18 protein-coding genes are annotated in these 23,072 nt (G+C 57.5%); 15 read left to right on the plus strand and 3 right to left on the minus strand.

Features of this window, described 5'->3' with window-relative positions:
• Positions 1 to 8 precede the first annotated feature (8 nt).
• From BBD41_RS20015 to ppnP, 7 genes are all read left to right on the plus strand, one after another.
• Positions 9 to 1,706: a phage tail tape measure protein gene (locus BBD41_RS20015; RefSeq protein WP_077567937.1), complete on the plus strand. Its 1,698-nt coding sequence runs from the start codon at positions 9 to 11 to the stop codon at positions 1,704 to 1,706.
• A 65-nt stretch (positions 1,707 to 1,771) separates the two neighbouring features.
• Complete coding sequence (locus BBD41_RS20020) at positions 1,772 to 2,761, plus strand: AAA family ATPase (protein ID WP_077567936.1); 990 nt, start codon at positions 1,772 to 1,774, stop codon at positions 2,759 to 2,761.
• Positions 2,758 to 3,711, plus strand: a complete 954-nt coding sequence (locus tag BBD41_RS20025; protein WP_099478539.1) for a DUF58 domain-containing protein — start codon at positions 2,758 to 2,760, stop codon at positions 3,709 to 3,711. Before BBD41_RS20020 ends, BBD41_RS20025 begins: the two co-directional genes overlap by 4 nt.
• A 493-nt stretch (positions 3,712 to 4,204) precedes the next feature.
• Complete coding sequence (locus tag BBD41_RS20030) at positions 4,205 to 6,253, plus strand: vWA domain-containing protein (protein WP_099478540.1); 2,049 nt, start codon at positions 4,205 to 4,207, stop codon at positions 6,251 to 6,253.
• On the plus strand, positions 6,237 to 9,254 hold the full coding sequence (locus BBD41_RS20035; protein ID WP_099478541.1) for a VWA domain-containing protein: 3,018 nt from the start codon (positions 6,237 to 6,239) through the stop codon (positions 9,252 to 9,254). Before BBD41_RS20030 ends, BBD41_RS20035 begins: the two co-directional genes overlap by 17 nt.
• A 451-nt stretch (positions 9,255 to 9,705) precedes the next feature.
• Positions 9,706 to 11,727: a transketolase gene (tkt, locus tag BBD41_RS20045; protein WP_077567932.1), complete on the plus strand. Its 2,022-nt coding sequence runs from the start codon at positions 9,706 to 9,708 to the stop codon at positions 11,725 to 11,727.
• A 96-nt stretch (positions 11,728 to 11,823) separates the two neighbouring features.
• Entirely contained in the window at positions 11,824 to 12,141 is a 318-nt protein-coding gene (gene ppnP / locus BBD41_RS20050) for a pyrimidine/purine nucleoside phosphorylase (RefSeq protein ID WP_007127179.1), read from the plus strand.
• A gap of 308 nt (positions 12,142 to 12,449) precedes the next feature.
• Here the strand turns inward: ppnP and BBD41_RS20055 are convergent, their stop codons facing one another.
• Positions 12,450 to 13,346, minus strand: coding sequence for an NAD(P)-dependent oxidoreductase (locus tag BBD41_RS20055; RefSeq protein WP_099480705.1), 897 nt, complete (start codon positions 13,344 to 13,346; stop codon positions 12,450 to 12,452).
• 191 nt (positions 13,347 to 13,537) lie between these two features.
• Between BBD41_RS20055 and BBD41_RS20060 the strand changes: the two genes are divergently transcribed.
• The 3 genes from BBD41_RS20060 to BBD41_RS20070 all read left to right on the plus strand — a co-directional run bounded on the left by BBD41_RS20060 (position 13,538) and on the right by BBD41_RS20070 (position 16,321).
• The gene (locus tag BBD41_RS20060) at positions 13,538 to 14,893 is read left to right on the plus strand and encodes a glucose-6-phosphate isomerase (protein WP_077567930.1); all 1,356 of its coding nucleotides are present in this window, start codon (positions 13,538 to 13,540) and stop codon (positions 14,891 to 14,893) included.
• 195 nt (positions 14,894 to 15,088) lie between these two features.
• Positions 15,089 to 15,721 (plus strand): YigZ family protein, encoded by a 633-nt coding sequence (locus tag BBD41_RS20065; protein ID WP_099478543.1) that lies wholly within the window; start codon positions 15,089 to 15,091, stop codon positions 15,719 to 15,721.
• 6 nt (positions 15,722 to 15,727) lie between these two features.
• On the plus strand, positions 15,728 to 16,321 hold the full coding sequence (locus tag BBD41_RS20070) for a TetR/AcrR family transcriptional regulator (RefSeq protein ID WP_077567928.1): 594 nt from the start codon (positions 15,728 to 15,730) through the stop codon (positions 16,319 to 16,321).
• A 152-nt stretch (positions 16,322 to 16,473) separates the two neighbouring features.
• Here the strand turns inward: BBD41_RS20070 and BBD41_RS20075 are convergent, their stop codons facing one another.
• Positions 16,474 to 16,875 carry a secondary thiamine-phosphate synthase enzyme YjbQ gene (locus BBD41_RS20075; protein ID WP_077567927.1) on the minus strand — a complete coding sequence of 134 codons (402 nt, stop codon included), beginning with the start codon at positions 16,873 to 16,875 and terminating at the stop codon, positions 16,474 to 16,476.
• Between the two features lie 196 nt (positions 16,876 to 17,071).
• On the opposite strand from BBD41_RS20075, the gene cysT reads away from it, so the two are divergent.
• The 4 genes from cysT to BBD41_RS20095 are packed head-to-tail and all read left to right on the plus strand — an operon-like array spanning position 17,072 to position 20,834.
• A complete protein-coding gene (gene cysT / locus BBD41_RS20080; protein WP_077567926.1) occupies positions 17,072 to 17,887 on the plus strand; it encodes a sulfate ABC transporter permease subunit CysT in 816 nt (271 codons plus the stop codon).
• Positions 17,884 to 18,681 carry a sulfate ABC transporter permease subunit gene (locus BBD41_RS20085; protein ID WP_077567925.1) on the plus strand — a complete coding sequence of 266 codons (798 nt, stop codon included), beginning with the start codon at positions 17,884 to 17,886 and terminating at the stop codon, positions 18,679 to 18,681. The genes cysT and BBD41_RS20085 overlap by 4 nt, the downstream gene beginning before the upstream one ends.
• Position 18,682: 1 nt before the next feature.
• Complete coding sequence (locus BBD41_RS20090) at positions 18,683 to 19,747, plus strand: sulfate/molybdate ABC transporter ATP-binding protein (protein ID WP_099478544.1); 1,065 nt, start codon at positions 18,683 to 18,685, stop codon at positions 19,745 to 19,747.
• 31 nt (positions 19,748 to 19,778) lie between these two features.
• Positions 19,779 to 20,834, plus strand: coding sequence for a sulfate ABC transporter substrate-binding protein (locus tag BBD41_RS20095; protein WP_077567923.1), 1,056 nt, complete (start codon positions 19,779 to 19,781; stop codon positions 20,832 to 20,834).
• A 289-nt stretch (positions 20,835 to 21,123) separates the two neighbouring features.
• Here BBD41_RS20095 and BBD41_RS20100 read toward each other — a convergent pair whose 3' ends face one another.
• The gene (locus BBD41_RS20100) at positions 21,124 to 21,720 is read right to left on the minus strand and encodes a GNAT family N-acetyltransferase (protein ID WP_077567922.1); all 597 of its coding nucleotides are present in this window, start codon (positions 21,718 to 21,720) and stop codon (positions 21,124 to 21,126) included.
• A gap of 187 nt (positions 21,721 to 21,907) precedes the next feature.
• Here BBD41_RS20100 and BBD41_RS20105 point away from each other — a divergent pair, with 187 nt between their 5' ends.
• Positions 21,908 to 23,047 carry a serpin family protein gene (locus BBD41_RS20105; protein ID WP_099478545.1) on the plus strand — a complete coding sequence of 380 codons (1,140 nt, stop codon included), beginning with the start codon at positions 21,908 to 21,910 and terminating at the stop codon, positions 23,045 to 23,047.
• Positions 23,048 to 23,072 lie beyond the last annotated feature (25 nt).

Below are 23,072 nucleotides of genomic sequence, written 5' to 3' on the forward strand. Positions count from 1 at the left end.
AGAAACAAGTGGACAACATCATGCGCGCAATCGAGGCGGCACGCCGGCGGCTGCAGCGCTTCCGGGTCATCGCTTATGCGCTGTACGGACTCGCGGCAGGCTTTGTTCTATCGCTGCTGCTGCTGATCATCGGGCGTTTCGTGCCGATATCGTGGATGAACATCGCGGCGGCTGCCATTCCGGCGGCCGGCCTCCTTGCCGGCCTTCTCTGGGGATGGCTTCGCCGGATTCCGGCTGCGGACGCGGCGGCGGCCATGGACCAGGCATCCGGGGGCGCCGAGCGAAGCGATATGATGGTGACCGCTTTGTCCTTCCGGGAGGAAGATTCAGCGGCCGCCCGCTGGCAGCGGGAGCAGGCGGAAGCTTACGGCAAGCGATTCACGGAGCAATTGGCCGAGCGTCTTCCCTCTCCTCGCCGTAACCGTCAGCTGCTGATCTGCGCCGTGGGTCTGGTTGCCGTCGTGGTCCTGGCGCTGATTCCGAACCCGATGGATAAGAAGGTGGAGGCGGCCAAGGAACAGAAGAACTGGATTCAGGAGCAGGCGGCCAAAACGGAAAAGCTCGCCGAGCAGCTGGAGAAGGAGACGCTGGACCCGGTCGATCGGCAGAAGCTGAAAGAGAAGCTGGACGAACTGAGGCAAGCGCTGGCTAAAGAAAAGCAGCCCGAGCAGGCGCTGGAGAAGATTGAAAAGGCGATGGAGGAGCTGGAGAAGCTGGCGAAGCAGCAGGAGGAGAAGGCCAAGGCGTTATCCGAGCTCGCCAAGCAAATGCAGCAGCAGAAGGCGCTTTCCGAAGCGGGCAAGAAGCTTGAAGAAGGAAAGTCCGAAGAGGTCAAGCAGGAGATGAAGAAGGTATCCGAGCAAGTCAAGAAAATGCCGCAGGAAGAGAAAGACCGTTTATCGGATGCCCTGAAAAAGCTTGCGGAGGAAGCGGCCAAGCAGCAGGGAAATGAAGAACTGGAAAAGGCGCTGTCCAAAGCGGCCGAGGCGCTAAAAGAAGGCAAGCTGCCGAAAGAGCTCGAAGAGGAGCTGCAGAAGCTGGCTGAAGAGCTGGCCGAAACGGCGCTGGCAAAGGCTGCTTCCGAGAGCCAGTCGGAAGCGGCAGCGGCTTTGGCCTCATCCCTCGCTTCACAGGGATTGGCCATGGCGGATCAGATGAAGGCAGCAGGCTTGTCGGTATCCGACGCCTGGGCAAACGGCGGAAGCGCGGAGGCGCTGGCGCAGGCTGGCCTTGGGGAAAGCTCGGGAGAGCAGAGTGAGAACGGCGGCTCCGGTTCCGGCGCGGGCTCGGACCAGCAGGGCTCGGGGAGCGGCCAAGGCGCAGGCAGTGGCTCCGGTTCCGGTTCTGGCAGCGGTCAGGGGTCCGGCAGCGGCTCCGGTTCAGGAGCAGGCTCTGGCTCCGGTTCGGGCAGCGGGGTAGGAAGCGGTGCCGGGCTCGGCAGCGGAGGGCGCGAGCTTGTCACGATTCCTCGAAACTTCAAGGGCGGCGGCAACGTCCAGAACGATTCGGGAGAGCTTAACGGCTCCGGCGGCGATATCCAGAAAGGCGGCATATCGCCGACCATCCCCGGCACGTCGCGTCCGTACGAGGAAGTCTACCGGGATTATGAGACCAAAGCCAGAAACACGCTAGACCGGAATCAGCTCCCTGATCAAATGCAGGGGTTGGTGGAGGAATATTTCATCCAGATCAATCCGAATCCGTGAGGCATTAGCGGCTAGGACCATCTGCAGCGAACGTTGAATTTATTTAGAAGACGGAGGTTTAATCCATGTCGGATATAGCAGTGAGACCCCAGGAATGGATGGAGAGCATTTCTGGGCTGAGGGAACATATCGGCAAGGTCATTGTCGGACAGCAGGAGGTCGTGGAGCAAATGCTCTGGTGTATCTTTGCCGGAGGTCACGCCCTTCTGGAGGGGATACCGGGACTTGGAAAAACGATGCTCGTCCGCACCGTCTCCGATGCGCTGGACCTTTCGTTTTCCCGGATCCAATTCACGCCGGACTTAATGCCGAGCGACATTACGGGCACGAATATTCTGTCGTTCGGGCAGCATGGAAGCACGGGGATGACCTTTCAAAAGGGGCCCCTCTTCAGCAGCATCGTGCTGGCAGATGAAATTAACCGGGCGACGCCGAAAACACAGTCCGCCCTGCTCGAGGCGATGCAGGAGAAGACGGTGACGGTGGGCGGGGAAACGCATCGTTTGCCAAACCCCTTCTTCGTGCTCGCTACCCAAAACCCCCTCGAGAACGAGGGAACTTATCCCCTGCCGGAGGCGCAGCTGGACCGGTTCCTGCTGAAGATTGAAGTGTCTTATCCGAGCGCCGACGAATTGAAGGAAATCGTAAAGCGGACAACGTCGTCGCATACGTTCCAGGTCGAGCGCCAAATGACGGGCGAAGACCTGCTGGAGATCCAGCGGGGGGCGAAGGAAGTGCTGGTCGCCGATGAAATATTGGATTATGCGGTCCGGCTGCTCATGATGACGCATCCCGAGGAGGCGTCCGCACCGGAGGCAGTCCAAAAATACGTCCAATTCGGCTCCGGTCCCCGCGGCATTCAGTCCATCATCTCGGTCAGCAAGGTCCGGGCGTTGTGCAGCGGGCGGATGCATGTATCCACCGGGGATATCCGGGCTGTCGCACTGCCGGCGCTGCGCCACAGGCTGTTCCTCAATTTTGAGGGACAGGCGATCGGAATAACGACCGATCAGGTCATCCAAGAGGTGCTTCAGGCGCTGGAGGCCTCCGCGTGAGCGGCGCCGGTCACTTGCTTCCGCCGGAATGGCTTCCGCGGCTTGAGCGGCTGACGCTGTCCGCGAAGCGCCGGGTGGCGGGAACCCAGCAGGGGAAGCGGCGATCCCGCCGTCTCGGCTCCTCTCTCGAATTTGCGGACTATCGTCTGTATACGCCCGGCGACGATGTGCGCCGGTTCGACTGGGGCGTGTATTCCCGTACCGGTAAAGCGTTTGTCCGCCGGTTCATGGATGAGCAGGAGCTGACGGTCAGCATCTTCGTCGATTGCTCCGCATCGATGGGAGCGGTGATAACGTCTGCGGAAGGGGAGCGTCCGGTAGGGGCGGAGGATCATGAGGTCCACGGCAGCCCGAAATGGCGGCTTGCCCGCCAGCTGGCGGCAAGCGTCGGATACATGGCGCTCTCCTCCTACGATCGGCTTCAGATTGCCTGTTACAGCCGCACCGTCTCGGCCCGTCTGCCCGTGATGCGGGGCAAAGGCTCGGCGCACCGCCTGTTCTCATTCCTGCAGGGAGCGCAGACCGGCGGTGAAGGGAGCCTTGCCGCTGCCCTCGGACAGCCCGGTGCGCTTCCAAGGCATCCGGGCATGACCTGGGTGTTTTCGGATTTTTGGCTCGAAGGCGGCGAGGAGGAGCTGCTCAGGGCGCTGTCCCTGCTTGCCGGAAGCGGGCAGGAGGTTGTGCTGGTCCATATTTTGTCCCGGGAGGAGCTCGATCCCAAGCTGGCCGGCGATCTTCGCCTGATTGACAGCGAGACCAAGAACGGGAAGGAAGTCGCATTGACGGGCAAGGTGCTGGATGCGTACAAAGCCGAGCTCGAGCGTTACCGTCATATGCTGTCCGGCGTATGTGCGGAGCGCGGGATGACCTACGTGCTCATTCCGGCCGATATGCCGCTGCGGGATGCCATGTTTGGCGTGCTGGCGGGTGCGGGAGTGGTTTCAAGCTAGCATCTGCTGCATCGACCTAGGATCCAACCAGTGGAGCCAGAGCGGGCAGCACCGTCTTAACTACGGACCGTCCGCACTTTCCCGGAACGGCTTGCCGGACCGCGGCAGTCGGGGCGATGGTAAGGAGGCAGCAGGTTTCGGGCAAGCCTCAACAGCGATCCAGGCAGGCATTGAATTATGCATAGTGCGCGCGGGGAGTAACGCATAGGGTCCTAAGCGGACCGCCGCCAGGAGCAAGTGCGGGCAGGCAGGGTGTGCTCATGAAATGCCACCAGTGGCAAGTCCGAGCAAGGTGAGTGTGCCCAGTGGTATACCACAAGGTTGCGAGTGCGAGTTAGCAAGTTGTGCCCATGGCGTGCCGCCAGTGGCGAGTGCGAGTTAGCAAGCTGTGCCCATGAAATGCCACCAGTGGCGAGTGCGAGCAAGGTGAGTTGTCCCGCGGGCCGCGCCGCGTAACCAGATTGCGGTATGGGAGTAAGGAGGGAACGTGTTTGTGGGGATTCAATCATGGATGAGCCTGTGGTTCGGTCTAACGCTGCCGGCCATCATGCTGATGTATATGTTCAAACGAAAATATGTGGATACAACGGTTCCCAGCCACCTGTTATGGGAGCGAGTACTTAAAAACCTGGAGGCCAACAGGCCATGGCAGAAGCTGCAGAACCGGCTTCTGCTATGGCTGCAGCTTTTGGCTGCCGCGCTGATGGTCTTCGCCCTGATGCAGCCCTTTATGCAGGTGTCCGGCGGCAGCGCCCATATCGTTATCGTTGCCGATACCTCGGGCAGCATGAGCGCGCAGATGCAGCCAGAAGGCAGCGGGGAAGCGGAAGCCTCCTCCCGAATGGAGCAGCTGAAGGAGCGCTTGAAGGCGTACATCCGGGATCACGGGAGACGGAGCGAGATTACGCTGCTGTCGACCGGACCCAGTCCTGTAACGCATGTATCCCATGAAAGCGAGCGTGGCGCGATCGACCGAGCGATTGAAGAGCTGCATCCTTATTACGGAACGGCATCGTACCGGGAGACACTTTCGCTCGCAGCGGCATTGACAAGGGAGGAGCCCGACGCCGAGGTTGTCGTATTCACGGACAGCCACTGGCGGCAGGATTCGGTCCCGATCGCTTTCGAGGTGCCGGTATCGGTGGAGACGATACCGGGAGCGGCGAAACACAACGTATCGATCGAGCAGTTCGGCGTTTCTCCCAAGGGGGCGACGGGATCCTCGTACGAGGGCGTGGCGGTGGTCAGCTCGAACGCGGAGGGGGCCTCCTCCGTCGAGGTAAATCTGTACGGAGACAGCCAGCTGCTCGCGAGCAGAGTCGTTGAGCTTGAGCCCAAGAAAAAGGCGACTGCGTCTTTTTCCGATCTCCCGTTTGCAGAGGTGTACCGGCTCGAGCTGGCATCCGAGGACGGTTATGCGGCCGATAATGAATCATTTGCCTTCGGAACCGGCCGCAGCTCCGCAAGGGTGCTGCTGTTAACCTCAGGCAATCTGTTTCTGGAGAAGGCGCTGCAGCTAAGCGGAGCGGAAGTGACCCGGATCGCCGTGAATGGGTCGGCCGGCGGTCAAGGCGACCAAGCTTCAGGAAAACAAGGGGAAGGCGGTCAGGACGAAGGCGGTCAAGGCGCAGAAAACAAGAATGACCGTACAGAACCGGATATTCCACCTGTTCCGGACGGCGAATTCGATCTGCTTGTTATGGACGGAAGCATTCCAGAGGGCTTCACGCAGGGGAAATGGGCAGAACTGGCCCGGCAAACGCCGCTGTGGACTATCGGCGGAGATGGACCGAAGGTCGGGAGCGAGGGCGGGCGGCCTGTCCTGGCCCGGCATCCGCTCACTTCGTATCTGACCATGTCCGGCGTTTATTTCGGCAAGCTGATCGATCAGCAGCCGGCTTGGGGAGAGCCGGTTATCCGGCTGGGGGAGCAGCCGCTTGTATACGCCGGTGTGGCCGAAGGCCGCCCGCGGCTGTCCTTCCAGTTCCTGCTGCAGGACAGCGACCTCCCCTTGTCGCCGGAGTTCCCGGTGCTTGTAAACAATGCGCTGGATTGGATGACTTCCGGCTCGGGGACCGGGCTTGGCCGATTCATGGCCGGCGCGCAGGCGGATATTCCGGTAGCGGCCGATACGGTATCCGCGAAGTGGGTACCCAAGAGCGGGCTTGCCCTTGCGGACGGCCCGGCCTCCGCGGAGGTGCAGCGGAGCGAGAGCGGCATTTCCTCGGTGCAGGCGGTACCGGAGGTTCCGGGACTGTATGCGTTTGAACAGCGGAACGAAGCGGGAGAGACAACGTCGTATTGGCTCGCGGTGACGGCCGATCCGTACGAAGCGGACTGGAGCACGGAGCAAGGTCCGACGGTGAGTCAGACCGGCTCTGACGCAGAGTCCGGCGGAGAAGATCAAGGCAGCGGCGCTTCGGCTGCAGAGCAGCGCAGAGCGGCCAGTCAGGCCGGTTCGCTTATGCCTTGGCTCGCGGCACTCGCGCTGGCCGTGATCGCTGCAGAATGGGGGGTGTACCAGCGTGGGCGTTCAATTTAGTCATCCATGGTTGCTGCTGCTGCTGATCCCGGCAGCGATCTTTCTGTATTATGCATACCGGTCGGATTTCCGGTTAAGCGGCTTTCGGCGGAAGCTGGCGCTGGGTCTCAGAACCTTGGTCATTTTGCTGCTCGTCTTCATGCTGTCGGGCCTGCACGGGTTCACCGTGCTGCGGGATAAACAGGTCGTCTTTTTGGCGGACCGATCGGACAGCATGGGAGACTCGTCACGGATCACAAGCTGGATCAGCGAGTCCATGGCAGCGAAAGGGGAAGATGATACAACCGCGGTCGTCTCCACGGGCCTCGAAGGCGCAGTGGAGCGGCGTCTCTCGGCGGACGAGTCGGCCGGTGCGTCTTTGAATGCGCTGCTCGAAGGGCGGTTCACGGGATTGGAGTCGGGCTTGCAGCTTGCCGGAAGCCTTTTGGACGGAAACGGCGATTCCCGAATCGTGCTGATCTCCGACGGGGAAGAGAATGTCGGAAGCATGACGGCCGCCGCAAGGCTGCTGAAGGATCGCGGCATCGCGGTGGATGTCCTCCCGGCTCCGAAGCAAGAGATTCGGGATGTCGCCGTCGAGGAGCTGAAGGTGCCGGAGAAGCTTTACCAAGCGGAATCCTTTTATGTGGAGGCGCTCATCCGCAGCACCTTCAAAACCGCCGGCGAGCTGCGCATTTATGAGGACAACCGGGAAATCGGCCGGGAGCGCGTGGAAGTATCGCCAGGGGAGAACCGTTTTGCGATCAAGGGACTCGCCAAGAATCCGGGGCTTCACCGGTACCGGGCCGAAATATTCATGGACGGGGATGAATCAGCGGCCAACAATGCCGCGTATGATTTTACCCGGGTCGACGGAGCGCCGAGGGTGCTGATCGTTGAGGGCGCCCCCGGTACCTCCGGCAACATTACGGCTGCTCTAGAATCCGGCATGATCGGTACCGAGGTCATCCCGCCGGAGCTGCTGCCGCTCGATGCCGCCAAGTACGCCGCTTATGACAGCATCATTTTCAACAATGTTTCAGGCAGCCGTGTCGGCGGCAAACAAATGGAGCTGATCGAACAGGCGGTCCGCAGCTTCGGCATCGGGTTCATGATGGCCGGCGGCGAGGACAGCTTCGGGATGGGCGGATATTTCAAGACGCCGATCGAGAAGGCGCTGCCTGTGTCCATGGAGCTGGAGGGCAAGCGGGAAATCCCATCGCTCGGGCTGATCCTGGTCATTGACCGTTCGGGAAGCATGAGCGGGGAAAAGATCGAGCTTGCGAAGGAATCCGCGATGCGTACGGTGGAGCTCCTCAGGCCGAAAGATACGGTCGGGGTGGTCGCTTTCGACGATGCGCCTTGGTGGGTGGTGCCCCCGCAGACACTGGAAAATAAGGAAGAGATCATCAGCAGCATCCAGTCGATCCCGAGCAACGGCGGCACGAATATTTATCCGGCGGTTTCGTCCGCCTTGGATGAGATGCTGAAAATCAAATCGCAGCGCAGGCATATCATTCTGATGACCGACGGCCAGTCGGCCTTCAATTCGGGGTATCAGGATCTGACCGATACGATGGTGAAGAATAAAATCACGATGTCCTCGGTAGCGGTGGGGATGGATGCGGACGTCAACCTGCTGCAAACCCTGGCGGAAGCCGCCAAGGGACGTTTCTACTTCGTGGAGGACGAAACGACGCTGCCGGCGATATTCAGCCGTGAAGCCGTCATGCTGGCCAAGTCCTATATTGTCGATAAGCCGTTCGTCCCTGCGCTTCAGCAGGCGGGGGACTGGGGAAGCTTGTTTCAGGAGGGCGTCCCGGGGCTGTACGGGTATGTGGCGGCAACGCCGAAATCGACGGCTCAGACGGTGCTGGTCAGCCCCGAGCCGGATCCGGTGCTTGCCCGCTGGCAGTACGGATCGGGCCGAAGCGTGGCGTGGACGAGCGATTTGAACGGGAAATGGTCGAAGGAATGGGTGTCCTGGAACGCCTTTGCGGATACGCTGACGGAGATCGTGAAATGGACGTTCCCGCAGTTTACCTCCTCGCCTTATGAGGTTACGACGGTAACGGCCGGAAACCAGGTAAAGCTGCAGGTAACGACCGACGGGGAGAATCCGCCGGAGAAGCTGAATGCGGTCATAGGCGATGAAGAAGCCGGCGAGCAGAAGGTAGAGCTGGTCCAGGAAGCGCCGGGCCGCTATACAGGGCTGGTGGATGTGACGAAGCCGGGCGCCTTCCTCCTCTCGCTCGAGGATGCGAGCGGAGACGGATCGAAAGCGGCAGCGCCGGGAACGGGCTTTGTCGTCCCTTATTCGCCGGAATACCGGATCTCGTCCGGGGAGGGCGAGGAAGGACTGACCCGTCTTGCAGAGCTTACGGGCGGACGCGTGCTGTCCTGGGATAATCCCGCCGAGGTATTCGCCGGGAAGGCGACTTCCCGGACGCAGCTGCATGACTGGAGCTACCCGCTGCTGGTTGCGGCCCTGCTGCTCTGGGTCGCCGACATCGCCGTGCGGCGCCTGGCGCTGCCATGGGCCGCCATCGGCGCCCGCCTGGCCGCCCTGCTCCGCAGGCGGCCGGCTCCCGCCGGCGAGGCCGGGCAGCGCACCGGCCTCGAGCGGCTGGCGGCGCGCAAAGCCCGCGCCGCCACCTTTTACGGCGGCGGCCAGGCATCGCCGCCGACCAAGGCGCCGCCCGCGCAGCAGCGCAGCGGCGCAGGCGCATCCGCCGGGGGCGGGAACCCCGCCCCGGCGCCCGGCGCGGCTCCGGCTGGGGGCCGCAAGGCCCAGCCGGAGGCACGCGCTCCGCAGCGGGGGGCCGCCCCGCTGCGGGAAGAGCGGCCGGCGAAGGCGAAGCCGGCCGCAGGGGAGGGCGCGCGCCGCGGAAGCGCGCCGCCCCCGCCGCCGAAGGCACCGGGGGGCGGAGAGCGCCGGCCCGAGGGAACCGGGCCGGCTGCGGGAGGAGGCTCCTCCATGGATCGCCTCCTCCAGGCCAAGAAGCGGGGAACCCGCCGATGAGCTTGAATGCCGACCCGAAGGCTCCGGCCAGACCATTTGTGTCTGGGACCGGGGCTTTTTTTCGTACGGGGAAGCCAGCTTGGGAGAAGCCGGGGGGTGGACGGAAGCCTAAAACGACAGGCACATTCGGATTTTGGAATGTCATGATGTTTTCCCGGAGAGCCGATTCCCGGGCCTCATTTCCAGCGGTTGGTTTAAGATTCGCTCCCGGCGGTTATAACCCGTCTAATAAAGGAAATAATGCAGGAGGGACATTCGCGGCTTTTGTGTCAATTTGGAAAACAACGAAAATTACGTTATGGAAATGAATCACGTCTGGTGATACAATAAGAGTCAAAATGATATTCTCAACATTCCTAACTGCCCTCATTGCTACATAACAGGGCCGAAGGGGCGTAAGATGACTTCAAATTCGAAGCTTACGACGGAGAAGATTTGAGGAGGACGAATCATGACAACTGAACATAATCAAACGATCGACAACCTGTCCATCGCGACGATTCGGACGCTGGCGATCGATGCGATCGAGAAGGCGAAATCCGGTCACCCGGGCATGCCGATGGGCTCTGCGCCAATGGGCTATCAATTGTTCGCGAAGACCATGGTCCATAACCCGGATCAGCCGAACTGGATTAACCGCGACCGCTTCGTACTGTCGGCAGGACACGGTTCCATGCTGCTGTACAGCTTGCTTCACCTGAGCGGCTATGATCTCTCGCTGGAGGATCTGAAGCAGTTCCGTCAATGGGGCAGCAAGACGCCGGGCCATCCGGAATACGGTCATACGGCAGGTGTTGACGCTACGACAGGACCGCTTGGACAAGGCGTGGCGATGGCAGTCGGCATGGCGATGGCGGAAGCGCATCTGAGCGCGACATACAACAAGGACGATTTCAAAGTTGTCGACCACTATACGTACGCGATCTGCGGCGACGGCGACCTGATGGAGGGCGTTGCTTCCGAAGCGGCTTCCCTGGCCGGTCATCTGAAGCTTGGCAAGCTCATCATGCTGTATGATTCCAACGATATCTCCCTGGACGGCGAGCTGAGCCTGGCCTTCTCCGAAAATGTAGCGAAGCGTTTCGAAGCATACGGCTGGCAAGTGCTGCGCGTCGAAGACGGCAACGATCTGCCTGCCATTGAGAAAGCGATCGAGGAAGCGAAAGCCGAAACCGGTCGTCCGACGCTGATCGAAGTGAAGACGATCATCGGCTACGGAAGCCCGAACAAGCAAGGCAAGGGCGGCCATGGCGGTACGCACGGCTCCCCGCTCGGCACCGAGGAAGCGAAGCTGACCAAGGAATTCTACAAATGGGTATACGAAGAGGATTTCTATGTTCCTGAAGAAGTGCGCGAGCATTTCGGCAAAGTGAAGGAACGCGGAATTGCCGCATACCAAGCTTGGGTCGATCAATTCGCGAAGTACAAGGAAGCTTACCCTGAACTGGCAGCGCAGTTCGAGCGCGGCGAATCGGGCAAGCTTGCTGAAGGCTGGGATAAGGATCTTCCGAAGTACAGCGCTGAGGACAAAGCCGTTTCCACCCGCGTTGCATCCGGCAAAGCGCTGAACGGCCTGACATCCGGCGTGCCTCATCTGCTTGGCGGCTCTGCGGATCTGGAGAGCTCCACGATGACGCATCTTAACGACCTGCCGTCCTTTACGCCTGAAAGCTACGAAGGCCGCAACGTTTACTACGGCGTGCGCGAATTTGCGATGGCCGGCGCGATGAACGGGATTGCGCTTCATGGCGGACTGAAAATTTTCGGCGGTACTTTCTTCGTGTTTACGGATTATCTGCGTCCGGCCATTCGTCTGGCTGCGCTGATGAAGCTGCCGGTAACTTACGTACTGACGCACGACAGCATCGCGGTTGGCGAAGACGGCCCAACCCACGAGCCGATTGAACAGCTTGCTTCGCTGCGCATTATCCCAGGCCTGACCGTGATCCGTCCGGCGGATGCCAACGAAACGTCGGCGGCATGGGCTTATGCGGTTGAAAATACGGACCGTCCGGTTGCGCTCGTGCTGACCCGTCAGAACCTGCCGATTCTTGCAGGCACTGCAGACAACGCACGCGAAGGCATCAAACGCGGCGCGTATGTCGTATCCGATGCCAAAGGCGGCCAGGTGCAGGCGCAAATCATTGCGACCGGCTCCGAGGTGCAGCTTGCGGTGAAAGCCCAAGAGGCGCTCGCTGAAGAGGGCATCCATGTCCGCGTCATCAGCATGCCGAGCTGGGATCTGTTCGACAGCCAGGATCAGGCTTACAAAGATTCCGTCCTGCTTCCGGACGTGAAAGCCCGCCTTGCCGTTGAAATGGCCCATCCGTTCGGCTGGGAGCGTTACGTCGGCGAAAAAGGCGACATTCTCGGCATCTCCATCTTCGGTGCTTCCGCACCTGGCGACCGTGTCATTGCGGAGTATGGCTTCACCGTTGAAAATGTCGTCAGCCGCGTCAAAGCGCTGCTGTAATCCATTTAGAACGAACTCCATAGGATCAACCGGCACCCGCTTCATGCGGGTGTCGTCATATATCTTGCTTTACATATTTTGGAGGGGAGCAAAACGATGTCGCAATTCAAGAATGCTACGATTACGAAGGCAGCCAACATTTATTATGAGGGGAACGTGACGAGCCGCACGGTGGTCTTGGAGGATGGCCAAAAGGTAACGCTGGGCATCATGCTGCCGGGCAGCTACGAATTTGGCACGGACGGCCCGGAAATTATGGAGATCTTGTCGGGCGATCTGCGGGTTCTTCTTCCGGGTGAGCAGGAATGGCGGGAGATTCAGGGGAGCGCCACCTTCGACGTGCCGGGTAACTCGAGCTTTAAGCTGGAGATCCGCACCGTTACCGATTACTGCTGCTCTTATCCGGCGTCCTGATCCAAGGTGCGAAGCTTCGACTGCCGTACTCGGTCAGTCAGCAGGGGATCACCGATCATTGCTAGTGGATCGACACACAAAAAAAAGACCCGTCCCCCGATCCGGGTGTCAATGACGGATACTTAGGGAACGAGCCGTATCATGTGGATGCCAGCCATACGTTTTATGTGAGCTTGCCTCAGCTTGTCTCATTTGGCTTTGAGCTTGCATTAGCTTGCTTCAGAGCTTGTCTTAAAGCTTACTTTTAGAGCTTGCTGATAGCTTGACTTGAGCTTGACTTGAGCACTTAGAGCTCGGCTTTGAGCTTACTACAGTTCCTGGCCTCCGATTTTCTGGCCGATCCATGCCTCGTAGCATTTCACGACAGCGGACAGGTCCTCCTCGCCGTAGCCTTCGCTGGCTCCGGCCTGGAACAGGGTCTTCGCCAGATTGAGCATCGGGGACGGCATGCCGGCACTGTCGGCGAGCGAGGATGCCAGCTTCAAGTCCTTGAGCATGAGCGCCAGGGAGAATTGATTGCTGAAGTCGCCGTCGATAATTTTGCGGCCTTTCAGCTCCGCCGCTTTGCTGCCCGCCGAGCCTAGCTGAACCAGCTCGAGGAAGTTATCCGCCGGAATGCCGGATTTGGCGGCAATGGCGAATCCTTCGGCAAGCGCCAGATTGTTGATGCCGACGATGGTATTATGCGCGAGCTTGGCCACCGCGCCGCTTCCGTTCGCGCCCATGTGGATAACCTTTTTGCCAAGCGTATCGAACACGTCCGACTGAGCTGCTATAACCTCGGCATCGCCGCCGACCATGAAGACCAGCGTTCCGTCCATCGCGGCAGGCTTGCTGCCGGTTACGGGCGCGTCAAGGAAGAAGGCGCCGAGTCCGGAAACGGCGGATGCAATCTCCTTGACGAGGCTTGGGGAGATCGTGCTGCAATCAATGACGGTCATGCCGCCCCTTAGCGAGCCCAGCAGACCGTTCTCGCCGTAGAAGACGTCCCGGATGGAATCGTCGTTGCTTACCATCGTGATAACGACATCTTGTCCTTCTGCGGCTTCGCGCGGCGTATCCGCTACGGAAGCGCCCTGCTCGGCGAGCGGACGGCATTTTTCACTGGTCCGGTTGTACACGGTAACGTCATAATTCTGTTTAAGCAGGTTGGCTGCCATGGGTGCGCCCATGGTGCCGAGCCCGATAAAGCCGATTTTCTTCATGCTATCACCTTCGCTTTTGGATTCCTGATCCATTCTATCTTAGCACGGGTTTCCGAACCGAAGCCAGTCTTTGCCGGAGGAAGCCGGATGCATAGGGAACGATGAAGAATGCATGACGGTTCGCCTGCGGACCTTGCGGTCCCTATCAAATTACAGTATCCTATTCCTAAATTCACAGGAGGTTTAGAGGCATGTCTAAAAAAATCAAATTTGATTATAGTAAAGCACTAACTTTCGTCAATCAACACGAGGTGGATTATTTCGCGGAGCCGATCCGCACCGCTCACGAACAGTTACATAAAGGCACAGGCGCCGGCTCCGACTATTTGGGCTGGATCGACCTTCCAACGAATTATGATAAAGAAGAATTTGCACGAATCCAGAAAGCGGCAGCTAAAATTCAAAGCGATTCCGACGTGCTGATCGTCATCGGCATCGGCGGCTCCTACCTCGGCGCCCGCGCGGCGATCGAGATGCTGTCCCATTCGTTCTATAATGAACTGCCGAAGGACAAGCGCAAGACGCCGGAAATTTATTTTGCAGGCAACAACATCAGCTCCACCTATGTGAAGCATCTGCTTGATCTGATTGAAGGCAAGGACTTCTCCGTCAACGTAATCTCCAAATCGGGAACAACGACGGAGCCGGCCATCGCATTCCGGATCTTCCGCGCCGAGCTCGAGAAGAAATACGGCAAGGAGGAAGCGCGCAAACGGATCTATGCGACAACGGACCAAGCGAAAGGCGCGCTCAAGAAGCTTGCCAACGAGGAAGGCTACGAGTCCTTCGTTATTCCTGACGACGTTGGCGGACGCTACTCGGTCTTGACGGCCGTGGGACTTCTTCCGATCGCAACGGCCGGCATCAACATCGAAGAGATGATGCAAGGCGCGGCGGATGCTGCGAAGGAATACAGCAGCCCGAACGTTGCCGAGAACGAAGCGTACCAGTATGCCGCTGTTCGTAACGCGTTGTACCGCAAAGGCAAGGCCATTGAGATTCTGGTTAACTACGAGCCATCGCTGCATTTCGTGTCCGAATGGTGGAAGCAGCTGTACGGCGAGAGCGAAGGCAAGGACTTCAAGGGCATTTATCCGGCATCGGTGGATTTCTCGACCGATCTGCACTCCATGGGCCAATTCATCCAGGAAGGCAGCCGCAATATCTTCGAAACCGTCATTCAGGTGGAGAACGTATCCGAGCACATTACGATCGAATCGGATCCGGAAGATCTGGACGGTCTTAACTTCCTGACCGGTAAAACGCTGGATTTCGTCAACAAAAAGGCATTCCAGGGCACGATGCTGGCCCATACGGACGGACAAGTTCCGAACTTGATTGTGACAATTCCAGATTTCACTCCCTATTCGTTCGGATATCTGGTATACTTTTTCGAAAAGGCATGCGGTATCAGCGGCTACTTGTTGGGTGTGAACCCGTTTGACCAACCGGGCGTAGAGGCTTACAAGAAGAACATGTTCGCCCTGCTTGGCAAACCGGGATATGAGAAGGAAAAAGCCGAATTGGAAGCAAGACTTTCCGAATAAACCTGACACATCATGGAATTTTAACGCAAGACGCTGAAGAAAGCAGTTCGCCGGCATATTTTTTGTGCCGGGAACTGCTTTCTTGGTAATTTGTTCGTTCTCGGGCTTACCCGCGAAGCATGCATCCATACGGGCATGGATTGTTATGCCGCTTCGGGGATGAAGGGCCCGGCAGTAAGGGGTGGTTATTGATTCATGTTGGATCGTTACAAGACGGTGCGTCAGGCAGGCTCCAAGGAAATCGTCATCAAAAAATCCCGATTCATCGGTCATGTGATGCCGGTTGAGACCGAGGAGGAAGCCATCGTATTTATTGAAGACATCAAGAAGAAGCATTGGAACGCGACGCATAACTGCTCCGCCTACATGATCGGCGAGCGGGACGAAATCCAGAAGCAGTCCGATGACGGGGAGCCGAGCGGTACGGCCGGCAAGCCGATTCTGGAAGTCATCCGCAGCCAGGGGCGGAAAAATATAGCGATCGTCGTCACCCGGTATTTCGGCGGCATCATGCTGGGTGCGGGCGGACTCATTCGGGCTTATACAGACGGAGCGGTGGCCGCTATTGAGTCGGGAGATCCGATTACGAGGGTACTCCATCGGGAGGTTTTCGTGGAACTGGATTATACTTGGCTTGGCAAGGTAGAGAACGAGCTCCGCAACCGCGGTGTACGCATGGGAGAGACGAGCTTTGCCGATACAGTGACATTGACCTGCTTGCCGCTGGACGGCGAGGCGGAGGGCTTTATCGCCTGGATGGTTGATTTGACGCAGGGGCAGTCCTTGATCACGGAGGGAGAGCGGCTTTATTTTATTGAAGGGGAATAAAATAATATGGCAAGAAGAGCAGTTGAACGCGAGTTGTCCAGGGAGCGGATATTGGAAGCAGCCAGGCATTTGTTTATAACAAAGGGCTACAGGGCCATTTCGATGCGCAGCATCGGGCAGCATCTGGGTTATAGCCACGGCTCCTTGTACTATCATTTTAAGGAAAAGGCGGAGCTATTCTACGCCATTGTCGTGAAGGATTTCAATGATCTGAATGATTTGCTGTTGGAAGTGTCGGGAAAGCCTCCCTGTGACGGAGTTTCGAAGCTGGAGCAGCTGATGCTGGAGTTCGTACGTTTCGGTCTGGACAATCCGTACCAATACGAGATTATGTTCATGATCCGGGACGAGGAGCTGCTATCCTACTGTCGCTCTGAGCAGGGGCGCTGTTTTGAAATGTTCGCTATGCTTGTCCGTCAATATTTGCTTGAGGAGAACTATAGCGAGGAGGAGCGGCGCACCGTTCCGCTGACCTTGTTTTTGTCGCTGCATGGCTTTATATCGTATTACATTCAGGACCGGATCGGTTTTGAAGAGATCAAACCCGCCGCACTCACCCATATCAAGGTACTATGCCGAAGCTTGTACAGCCGGGTCTAGTTCCCGTTTTTTCCATACCGTTTTCGCTTGATGCTTCAATGGATTACAACGATGTTGCGTTGAAACGTCAATCACCTGGTGTAACATCAAGACAGACATCACGCCTATAGCATGATGCCTGTCTTTTTTCTCATGGTATCCCCACGCTTTATTCAGCCTTCCATGATCTTCACATGGTACTGCCGCTGCCGCGGTCCGTCAAACTCGCAGAAATAAATGCCCTGCCACCGTCCCATTAGCAAATGTCCGTTATGAATAATGACGGTCTGGGAAGGGCCGCATGTGATGGATTTCAGATGGGAAGCCGTGTTCCCTTCGGCATGACGGTACTTGGGATGCTCCCACGGATAAACCTCATCAAGTGCCATCAGCACATCCCGTCTCACATCCGGATCGGCATTCTCGTTGATGGCAATGCCTGCCGTCGTATGAGGGCAGTAGATCAGCGCGGTCCCATGCTGGACTCCGCTTTGCTTCACGTAGGAAGCAACCTCACGGGTTATATCCCTCAACTCGTCCCGTCCCTGTGTGCGTAATTCCCCTGTAAACAGCATAAAGTGAAACCTCCTCAACTTTTTCCATAATTATTATTATTTTACCCTATAAACTGCAAAAGATGGATTGACGATCGGATTCCGCATTTGGTAAAGTATGTTTAAGTAAAAAACCAAGTATACAAATAGGAAATATAAAGATGAATTCTGTGTACGAGTCGACCGGAAGAAGATCCGGAGGCGGGAGGGGTGCATTGTGACAACATGGATACGCCATAAAGGATGGACTTGGGGATTTCGGAGCACGGTCCTGCTTTATTTTGTTGCCCTGATCGTGCTGCCGATTTTTGGCGTATATGTACAGTCTTTTTCTGCCGGTTGGAGCCATTTCGCCGAGAGCATCGCGGAGCCGATCGCCTGGAAGGCTGTGCTGCTTACGATCAAGCTTGGCTTGATCTCTACCTTGATCAACGTGCTTATCGGAACGATGATCGCCTGGGTGCTGACAAAATACCGCTTTCCGGGAAGAACGCTGCTCAATAGTCTGGTGGATTTGCCCTTTGCCCTTCCTACCGCGGTCGGAGGGCTTATGATATTGCTCTTATTGGGACCAGGAAGCCTGATCGGCGAGGCGGCGGAGAAGCTCGGATTCGAGATCGTGTTTCATCAGCCGGCCATCGTGATTGCTATGCTGTTCGTCACGTTTCCGTTCGTCATTCGGGCGGTCCAGCCGCTGCTGGAGGAGCTGGATCCGCTTGAGGAAGAAGCGGCCTATACGCTGGGAGCATCCAAGACAACCACATTTTTCAAGGTCATTCTTCCGTCTATGCTGCCGGGCATTATCAGCGGGGGGATGCTGGCATTTTCCCGGGCGCTTGCCGAGTTCGGCGCCGTCGTGTTGGTAGCCGGAAACATCCCCGGACGAACCCTGATTGCCTCCGTATTCATTTTTGGGGAGATCGAAAGTGACAACCCGGCAGGGGCCGCAGCCGTATCCGTCGTGCTCCTTACGCTCTCGTTCCTTATCCTATGGATCATCAACATGGTTCAGCAGAGGGGGAGAAGGGCATGAGAAGGCTGTGGATCGGATTAACCTATGCGGTATTTATCGTTCTTCTCATTATTCCATTGTCCCGCATCGCCATTGGGGCATTTGAGAACGGGCTTGAGGGATTTGCCAAGGGGCTCTTTCGCCCCGAGGCGCTGCATGCTTTGATGATGACAGGACTTATCGTAATCGTTGTTACTATACTTAATGCTTTGTTCGGCATTATGATGGCGCTCTATTTGGTCCGGGCGAATTGGTTGAGCCAAAAAATCAAAGGCATCCTGAACAGCATCGTCGATCTTCCCTACGCCGTATCCCCGGTCATCGGCGGCCTTATGATTGTATTGCTGCTGGGCCCCGACAGCATCATCGGCGGATTTTTTGAAGGAATCGGCTTTAAGGTAGTTTATGCCTTCCCGGGCATGGTCATTGCCACCCTTTTTGTAACGTTTCCGCTGATGGTGCGCGAGGTGATGCCGGTTCTGCAGGAGATCGGACATGATCAGGAGCAGGCTGCCGCCACGCTGGGAGCCTATAGCTGGACCACGTTCCGCAAGGTGACCTGGCCCTCCATTCGCTGGGCTGTCGTATACGGCCTTGTGCTTACGGTGGCCCGTTCCCTCGGAGAGTTCGGTGCTGTACTGGTGGTATCGGGCAATATCATGAACAAGACGCAAACGGCGACTACGCTTGTGTACCAGGATGTCGAGAATTTTAACGTGGCTGCCGCCAACGGAGTGGCTCTCGTGCTCGCGGCTTTTTCCGTGGCGCTGCTGCTGATGATGGAGTGGGCCAAGAAAAGAAAGGAAGTGCATTGACATGCATGTTGAAGTTCGCGATCTGAATAAGCATTTCGGTACGTTTCACGCGGTAAAGGATGTCAGCTTCGAAATCGAGAAGGGGCATCTGATCGGGCTTCTCGGTCCGAGCGGCGGCGGTAAAACCTCGATTCTGCGCATGCTGGCAGGGCTTGAGACCCCGGACTCGGGCCAAATTTCCTTTCACGGCCAGGCGGTCAACGACCTGCCGCCCCAGGAGCGGGGGATCGGATTCGTCTTTCAGAATTATGCATTGTTCAAGCACATGACCGTGTTTGACAACATTGCGTTCGGCTTGAAGATCAAGAAAGAGCCGAAAGCAAGAATCAAAGACAAGGTGACGGAATTGGTGGAGCTTACCGGGCTCAAAGGGTTCGAGCACAGATACCCGCATCAATTGTCAGGCGGCCAGCGGCAGCGCGTCGCCTTTGCAAGGGCGCTCGCTCCCGAGCCGCAGCTGCTGCTCCTGGATGAGCCGTTCGCGGCGATCGACGCCAAGATTCGCCAGGAGCTCCGCTCTTGGCTGCGGGAGCTGATCGAGCGGGTGGGCATTACGTCCATCTTCGTTACCCATGACCAGGATGAGGCGATCGAGGTCGCGGATGAAATCATGATCATTAATCAGGGGCGGGTCGAGCAGAAGGGAACGCCTTGGGATATTTATAAGGAGCCGAAGACGCCGTTTGTCGCGTCCTTTATCGGCGAGTCCACGGTCATTGCCAGCGCTGGCGAGCTGAAGGGCTTCGAAGCGGCCGTGAACAAGCACGCCACCCGCGCGCTCATTCGGCCGGAATATATCGAACTTGGCAGCGAGCATGATTTCCCGGTGCTGTCCGCGACGGAGACGGGGATCGTTCGCCATCTGCATTTCCGCGGAAGTGAATGGCTCGTTGAGGTCGAGGTCAAAGGCCACAAATTAATTACGTATCGCTCCTTGGAGAAGGAGACGCTGCATCCGGGGCAGCAAGTACGGGTGCTCGTACACCGGGCTTATCTGTTCAATGAGGAGCACAGTTGGATTGAAGAGAATCGACTGAAGGTCGATCCGATGCCGATCATGATCTGACCGTTCTAACTATACGGAGGGAAGTGGTATCATGCGAATCTTGAGAAATCACCATGCCAAGTTCCTGCTGATCGGCATGGCGCTTCTCTTCGGCTTCCTGATCGCCGGATGCGCCGCGGAGGAGCAATCTCAAGAGGTAGCCGTCCAGCCTGGCGAAAGGACGCTGGTTCTTGGCGCATACAGTGTCGCCAGAGACGCCATGAACGAAATTATTCCGGCCTTCCAGAAGAAGTGGAAGGAGGAGACGGGCGAAACGATCCGGTTTCAGGAATCGTACGAGGCATCCGGAACCCAGGCACGCGCGATTACAGGCGGTTTCGAAGCGGATGTGACACTGCTCGCCATGGAGGGTGACGTCGACAAGCTGGTGAGATCGGGCCTGGTGCCGAAGGAGTGGAAGAACCAAGCCTATGGCGGCATGGTGACGCGCTCGATCGTCGTGCTGGGCACGAGGGAAGGAAATCCGAAGGGGATTCGGGATTTTGACGACCTCACGAAACCGGGTGTGAAGGTTCTGTATCCGAACCCGAAGACGTCGGGCGGCGCCCAGTGGGATATCAACGCCATTTACGGCGCAGGGCTGAAGCAATCGGAAGCGAAGGGCCAGCGGGATCCTGCGGCAGCGAAGGCGTTCCTTGAAGCGGTGCATCGGAACGTGGAGTCGCTCGACAAGAGCGGCAGAGCGTCCATGGCTGCCTTTGAGTACGGGGTCGGCGACGTCATTGTCACGTATGAAAATGAACTGCTGGCACGCATTGCACAAGGGGTGCCTTACGATATTGTGGTCCCGGAGCATACGATGCTGATCGAGAATCCGGCCGTCGTGGTCGAGAAGTATGCCCAGGAGCACGGAACATCCGACGTGGCTGAAGCCTTCGTTCAATACCTGTATTCTCCGGATGCGCAGCGCATCTTCGTCAAGCATGGCTTCCGCCCGGTGGAGGAAACGGTCTATGCCGAGACGAAGGACGCCTTCCCGAACCCGCCGGGGCTGTTCGACATCGAATATTTGGGGGGCTGGGATACCGTCCGCGAGACGCTGTATTCGAAGCGCGGCATCTGGTATCAGGTGCTGGCCGGCTTGTAACTGCCGATATGACGGAAAGCCCGGCTTTCATTACCAGGGCAAACCGACAAACGCGCCACCGTTGCCCTGCCGGACGATACGAATTTCATCCGGGTATGGTATGTCACGGAATGGGATATCTCGACAATGAAGCATGCAGGAGATCATGATTCGATGTCCCGGCGATTTGGACGCCAGGAAGCGATAGCCTATATGCGGCGGCATCCCCGCTGCATATAAAACGAGCCGGCTGGGGGAATTCCCCGGCCGGCTCATTTCGGTGCGTCAAGCTTTTGAATGCAGCAGCATGCTATTTGATAGATTGGCCTACGCAGCTTGGTTCGCTTGAAGCTGTTCGTTCCTCCCACTCTTCCCTCAGCACGCCCATCCGAATGGAATCATAGTAAACCCCATTATAGTATCTGCATTTTCTCATGCGTCCTTCCAGGCGCATCCCGATCTTCTCCGCACAGCGCATCATCCGCGGATTTCCGGACCAGGTCGTAATGCCGACCCGGGCGATATCTAGATGGCGAAACAGGCAATCCACCCACAGGGACAGCGCCTCGGTTCCATAGCCTCCGCTCCAATGGAGCGGGTCATAAATGATAATGCCCGCCTCCAGCCACCTCGACGGCTCATGCTCCCAGTAGAAGGTCACCAGTCCGATCGTTTGACCTTGGACTTCGATGAGCAAATCGCTGGGAAAACGACCGGATTCCAAATCGGAGTTCCACTGTGTTTCAAATACCTCATAGGAAACATGCTTCAAGGGAAAGTAGGGTGCGTCGTATTGTTTCCACTCTGGGTTGTCGGTACCGTATATAAGCTCGTAGAGAACAGGCGTATCCTCCTGACGACGGGTTCGAAGCGTGACTAGATTGCCTTGAATAACGATATTTTGCATATGTAGATCATTCCTCCGATTTCTTGAAAAGACCATAAACTGGCGTTCGATTGCACATCCATTGTACCTCTGCCTGGGGCGAATTACTAATATAAATGGATAATTGCGCCATTGGATGCAACATTAGGATAACCTGACGCGTCTCTATAGATTAACAGCGAATAATCCATAAAAAGGGGCGTATATCATGCGGACATGGATGACGGTCTTTACCTGTGCTTGCTTGCTCATATGGCTCACTGCCTGCGGTCAGGGGGACAAGCTGCCAACCGAGGGCGGGAAAAAGGCGGAGCAGCAGAAAAAAATCAAGGTGTTGTCGGAAGCGGAACGGAAAAACGTATTGGCCAAGGTCGATCAAGACATGACGCAAGCCGGGCGTGATTTTGCGCTGCGACTGCATCAATCGCTCGCAACGGAGCTGGAACAAGAGAACTTGATTCTATCGCCTTACAGCATTACCCAAGCGCTTGCGCTGGCGTATAACGGCGCAGCAGGGGATACGGCGGCCGAGATGTCCGCCATGCTCGGCTGGAAGGACCAGCCCCTGGCAGACGTCAATGAAGGGAACCACCAGCTATCAACGCTTCTGGAGCGTGGAAACGGGGTAGTCCTGAACGTGGCCAATTCCGTCTGGTATCAGCAGGGAGTGGCTATGAAGAAGGACTATCTGAACACACTTCAAGACAGCTATGGGGCAGAGGCCAAAGGGACCAATTTAGGAGAAGACACGGCTATGAATCAGATCAACGACTGGGTGAACAAGAAGACGGAAGGGATGATTCCCTCCATCTTTAGCGAGCCGCCGGGCGGCGTTGCTGTATTGATCAATGCGATCTATTTCAACGGGGGCTGGAAGGATGAATTCGATCCGGCGAATACCGTGGACGAGTCGTTTACCTTGGCCAACGGCAACAGTAAGCAAATTCCGATGATGAAGCGGGAAGGTAAATACGAATATAAGGAAGGGGAGGATTGGCAGGCCATTCGCATCCCGTATGCAGAAGGGCAGATGCATATGCTGGTCATCCTGCCGAAGGCGTCCTCTTCGCTTGCCACACTGCATCAGGAGCTGTGGGAGGATTTTTCCGCCATGGCCGAAGGAGGAAACGGCTTCTACATCGACGAAGTGAAGCACAAAGCGATCGTGGACGTCAGCGAAACCGGGACGAAAGCCGCTGCCGTTACTTCGGTTGGGATTGCTGCGAGCGCGGAGCCTTCGCCCAAGCCGATCGAGATGGACGTCAACCGCCCGTTTTTCTTTGCGATCGAGGATCGGGACACGGGGGCATGGGTATTCATGGGGTCTGTATTTGATCCCCGGGCATAAGATACAATAACGATTCTGCCCCATT

This window comes from Paenibacillus ihbetae (assembly GCF_002741055.1).
In the GTDB taxonomy this organism is placed as follows: domain Bacteria; phylum Bacillota; class Bacilli; order Paenibacillales; family Paenibacillaceae; genus Paenibacillus_AQ; species Paenibacillus_AQ ihbetae.

Coding starts and splice junctions, on each gene's coding strand:
- BBD41_RS20055 (WP_099480705.1), bottom strand. CDS start 13,346: ATGAAGAAAATCGGCTTTATCGGGCTCGGCACCATGGGCGCACCCATG.
- ppnP (WP_007127179.1), top strand. CDS start 11,824: ATGTCGCAATTCAAGAATGCTACGATTACGAAGGCAGCCAACATTTAT.
- BBD41_RS20020 (WP_077567936.1), top strand. CDS start 1,772: ATGTCGGATATAGCAGTGAGACCCCAGGAATGGATGGAGAGCATTTCT.
- BBD41_RS20070 (WP_077567928.1), top strand. CDS start 15,728: ATGGCAAGAAGAGCAGTTGAACGCGAGTTGTCCAGGGAGCGGATATTG.
- BBD41_RS20090 (WP_099478544.1), top strand. CDS start 18,683: ATGCATGTTGAAGTTCGCGATCTGAATAAGCATTTCGGTACGTTTCAC.
- BBD41_RS20105 (WP_099478545.1), top strand. CDS start 21,908: ATGCGGACATGGATGACGGTCTTTACCTGTGCTTGCTTGCTCATATGG.
- BBD41_RS20060 (WP_077567930.1), top strand. CDS start 13,538: ATGTCTAAAAAAATCAAATTTGATTATAGTAAAGCACTAACTTTCGTC.
- BBD41_RS20095 (WP_077567923.1), top strand. CDS start 19,779: ATGCGAATCTTGAGAAATCACCATGCCAAGTTCCTGCTGATCGGCATG.
- BBD41_RS20065 (WP_099478543.1), top strand. CDS start 15,089: ATGTTGGATCGTTACAAGACGGTGCGTCAGGCAGGCTCCAAGGAAATC.
- tkt (WP_077567932.1), top strand. CDS start 9,706: ATGACAACTGAACATAATCAAACGATCGACAACCTGTCCATCGCGACG.
- BBD41_RS20075 (WP_077567927.1), bottom strand. CDS start 16,875: ATGCTGTTTACAGGGGAATTACGCACACAGGGACGGGACGAGTTGAGG.
- BBD41_RS20100 (WP_077567922.1), bottom strand. CDS start 21,720: ATGCAAAATATCGTTATTCAAGGCAATCTAGTCACGCTTCGAACCCGT.
- BBD41_RS20085 (WP_077567925.1), top strand. CDS start 17,884: ATGAGAAGGCTGTGGATCGGATTAACCTATGCGGTATTTATCGTTCTT.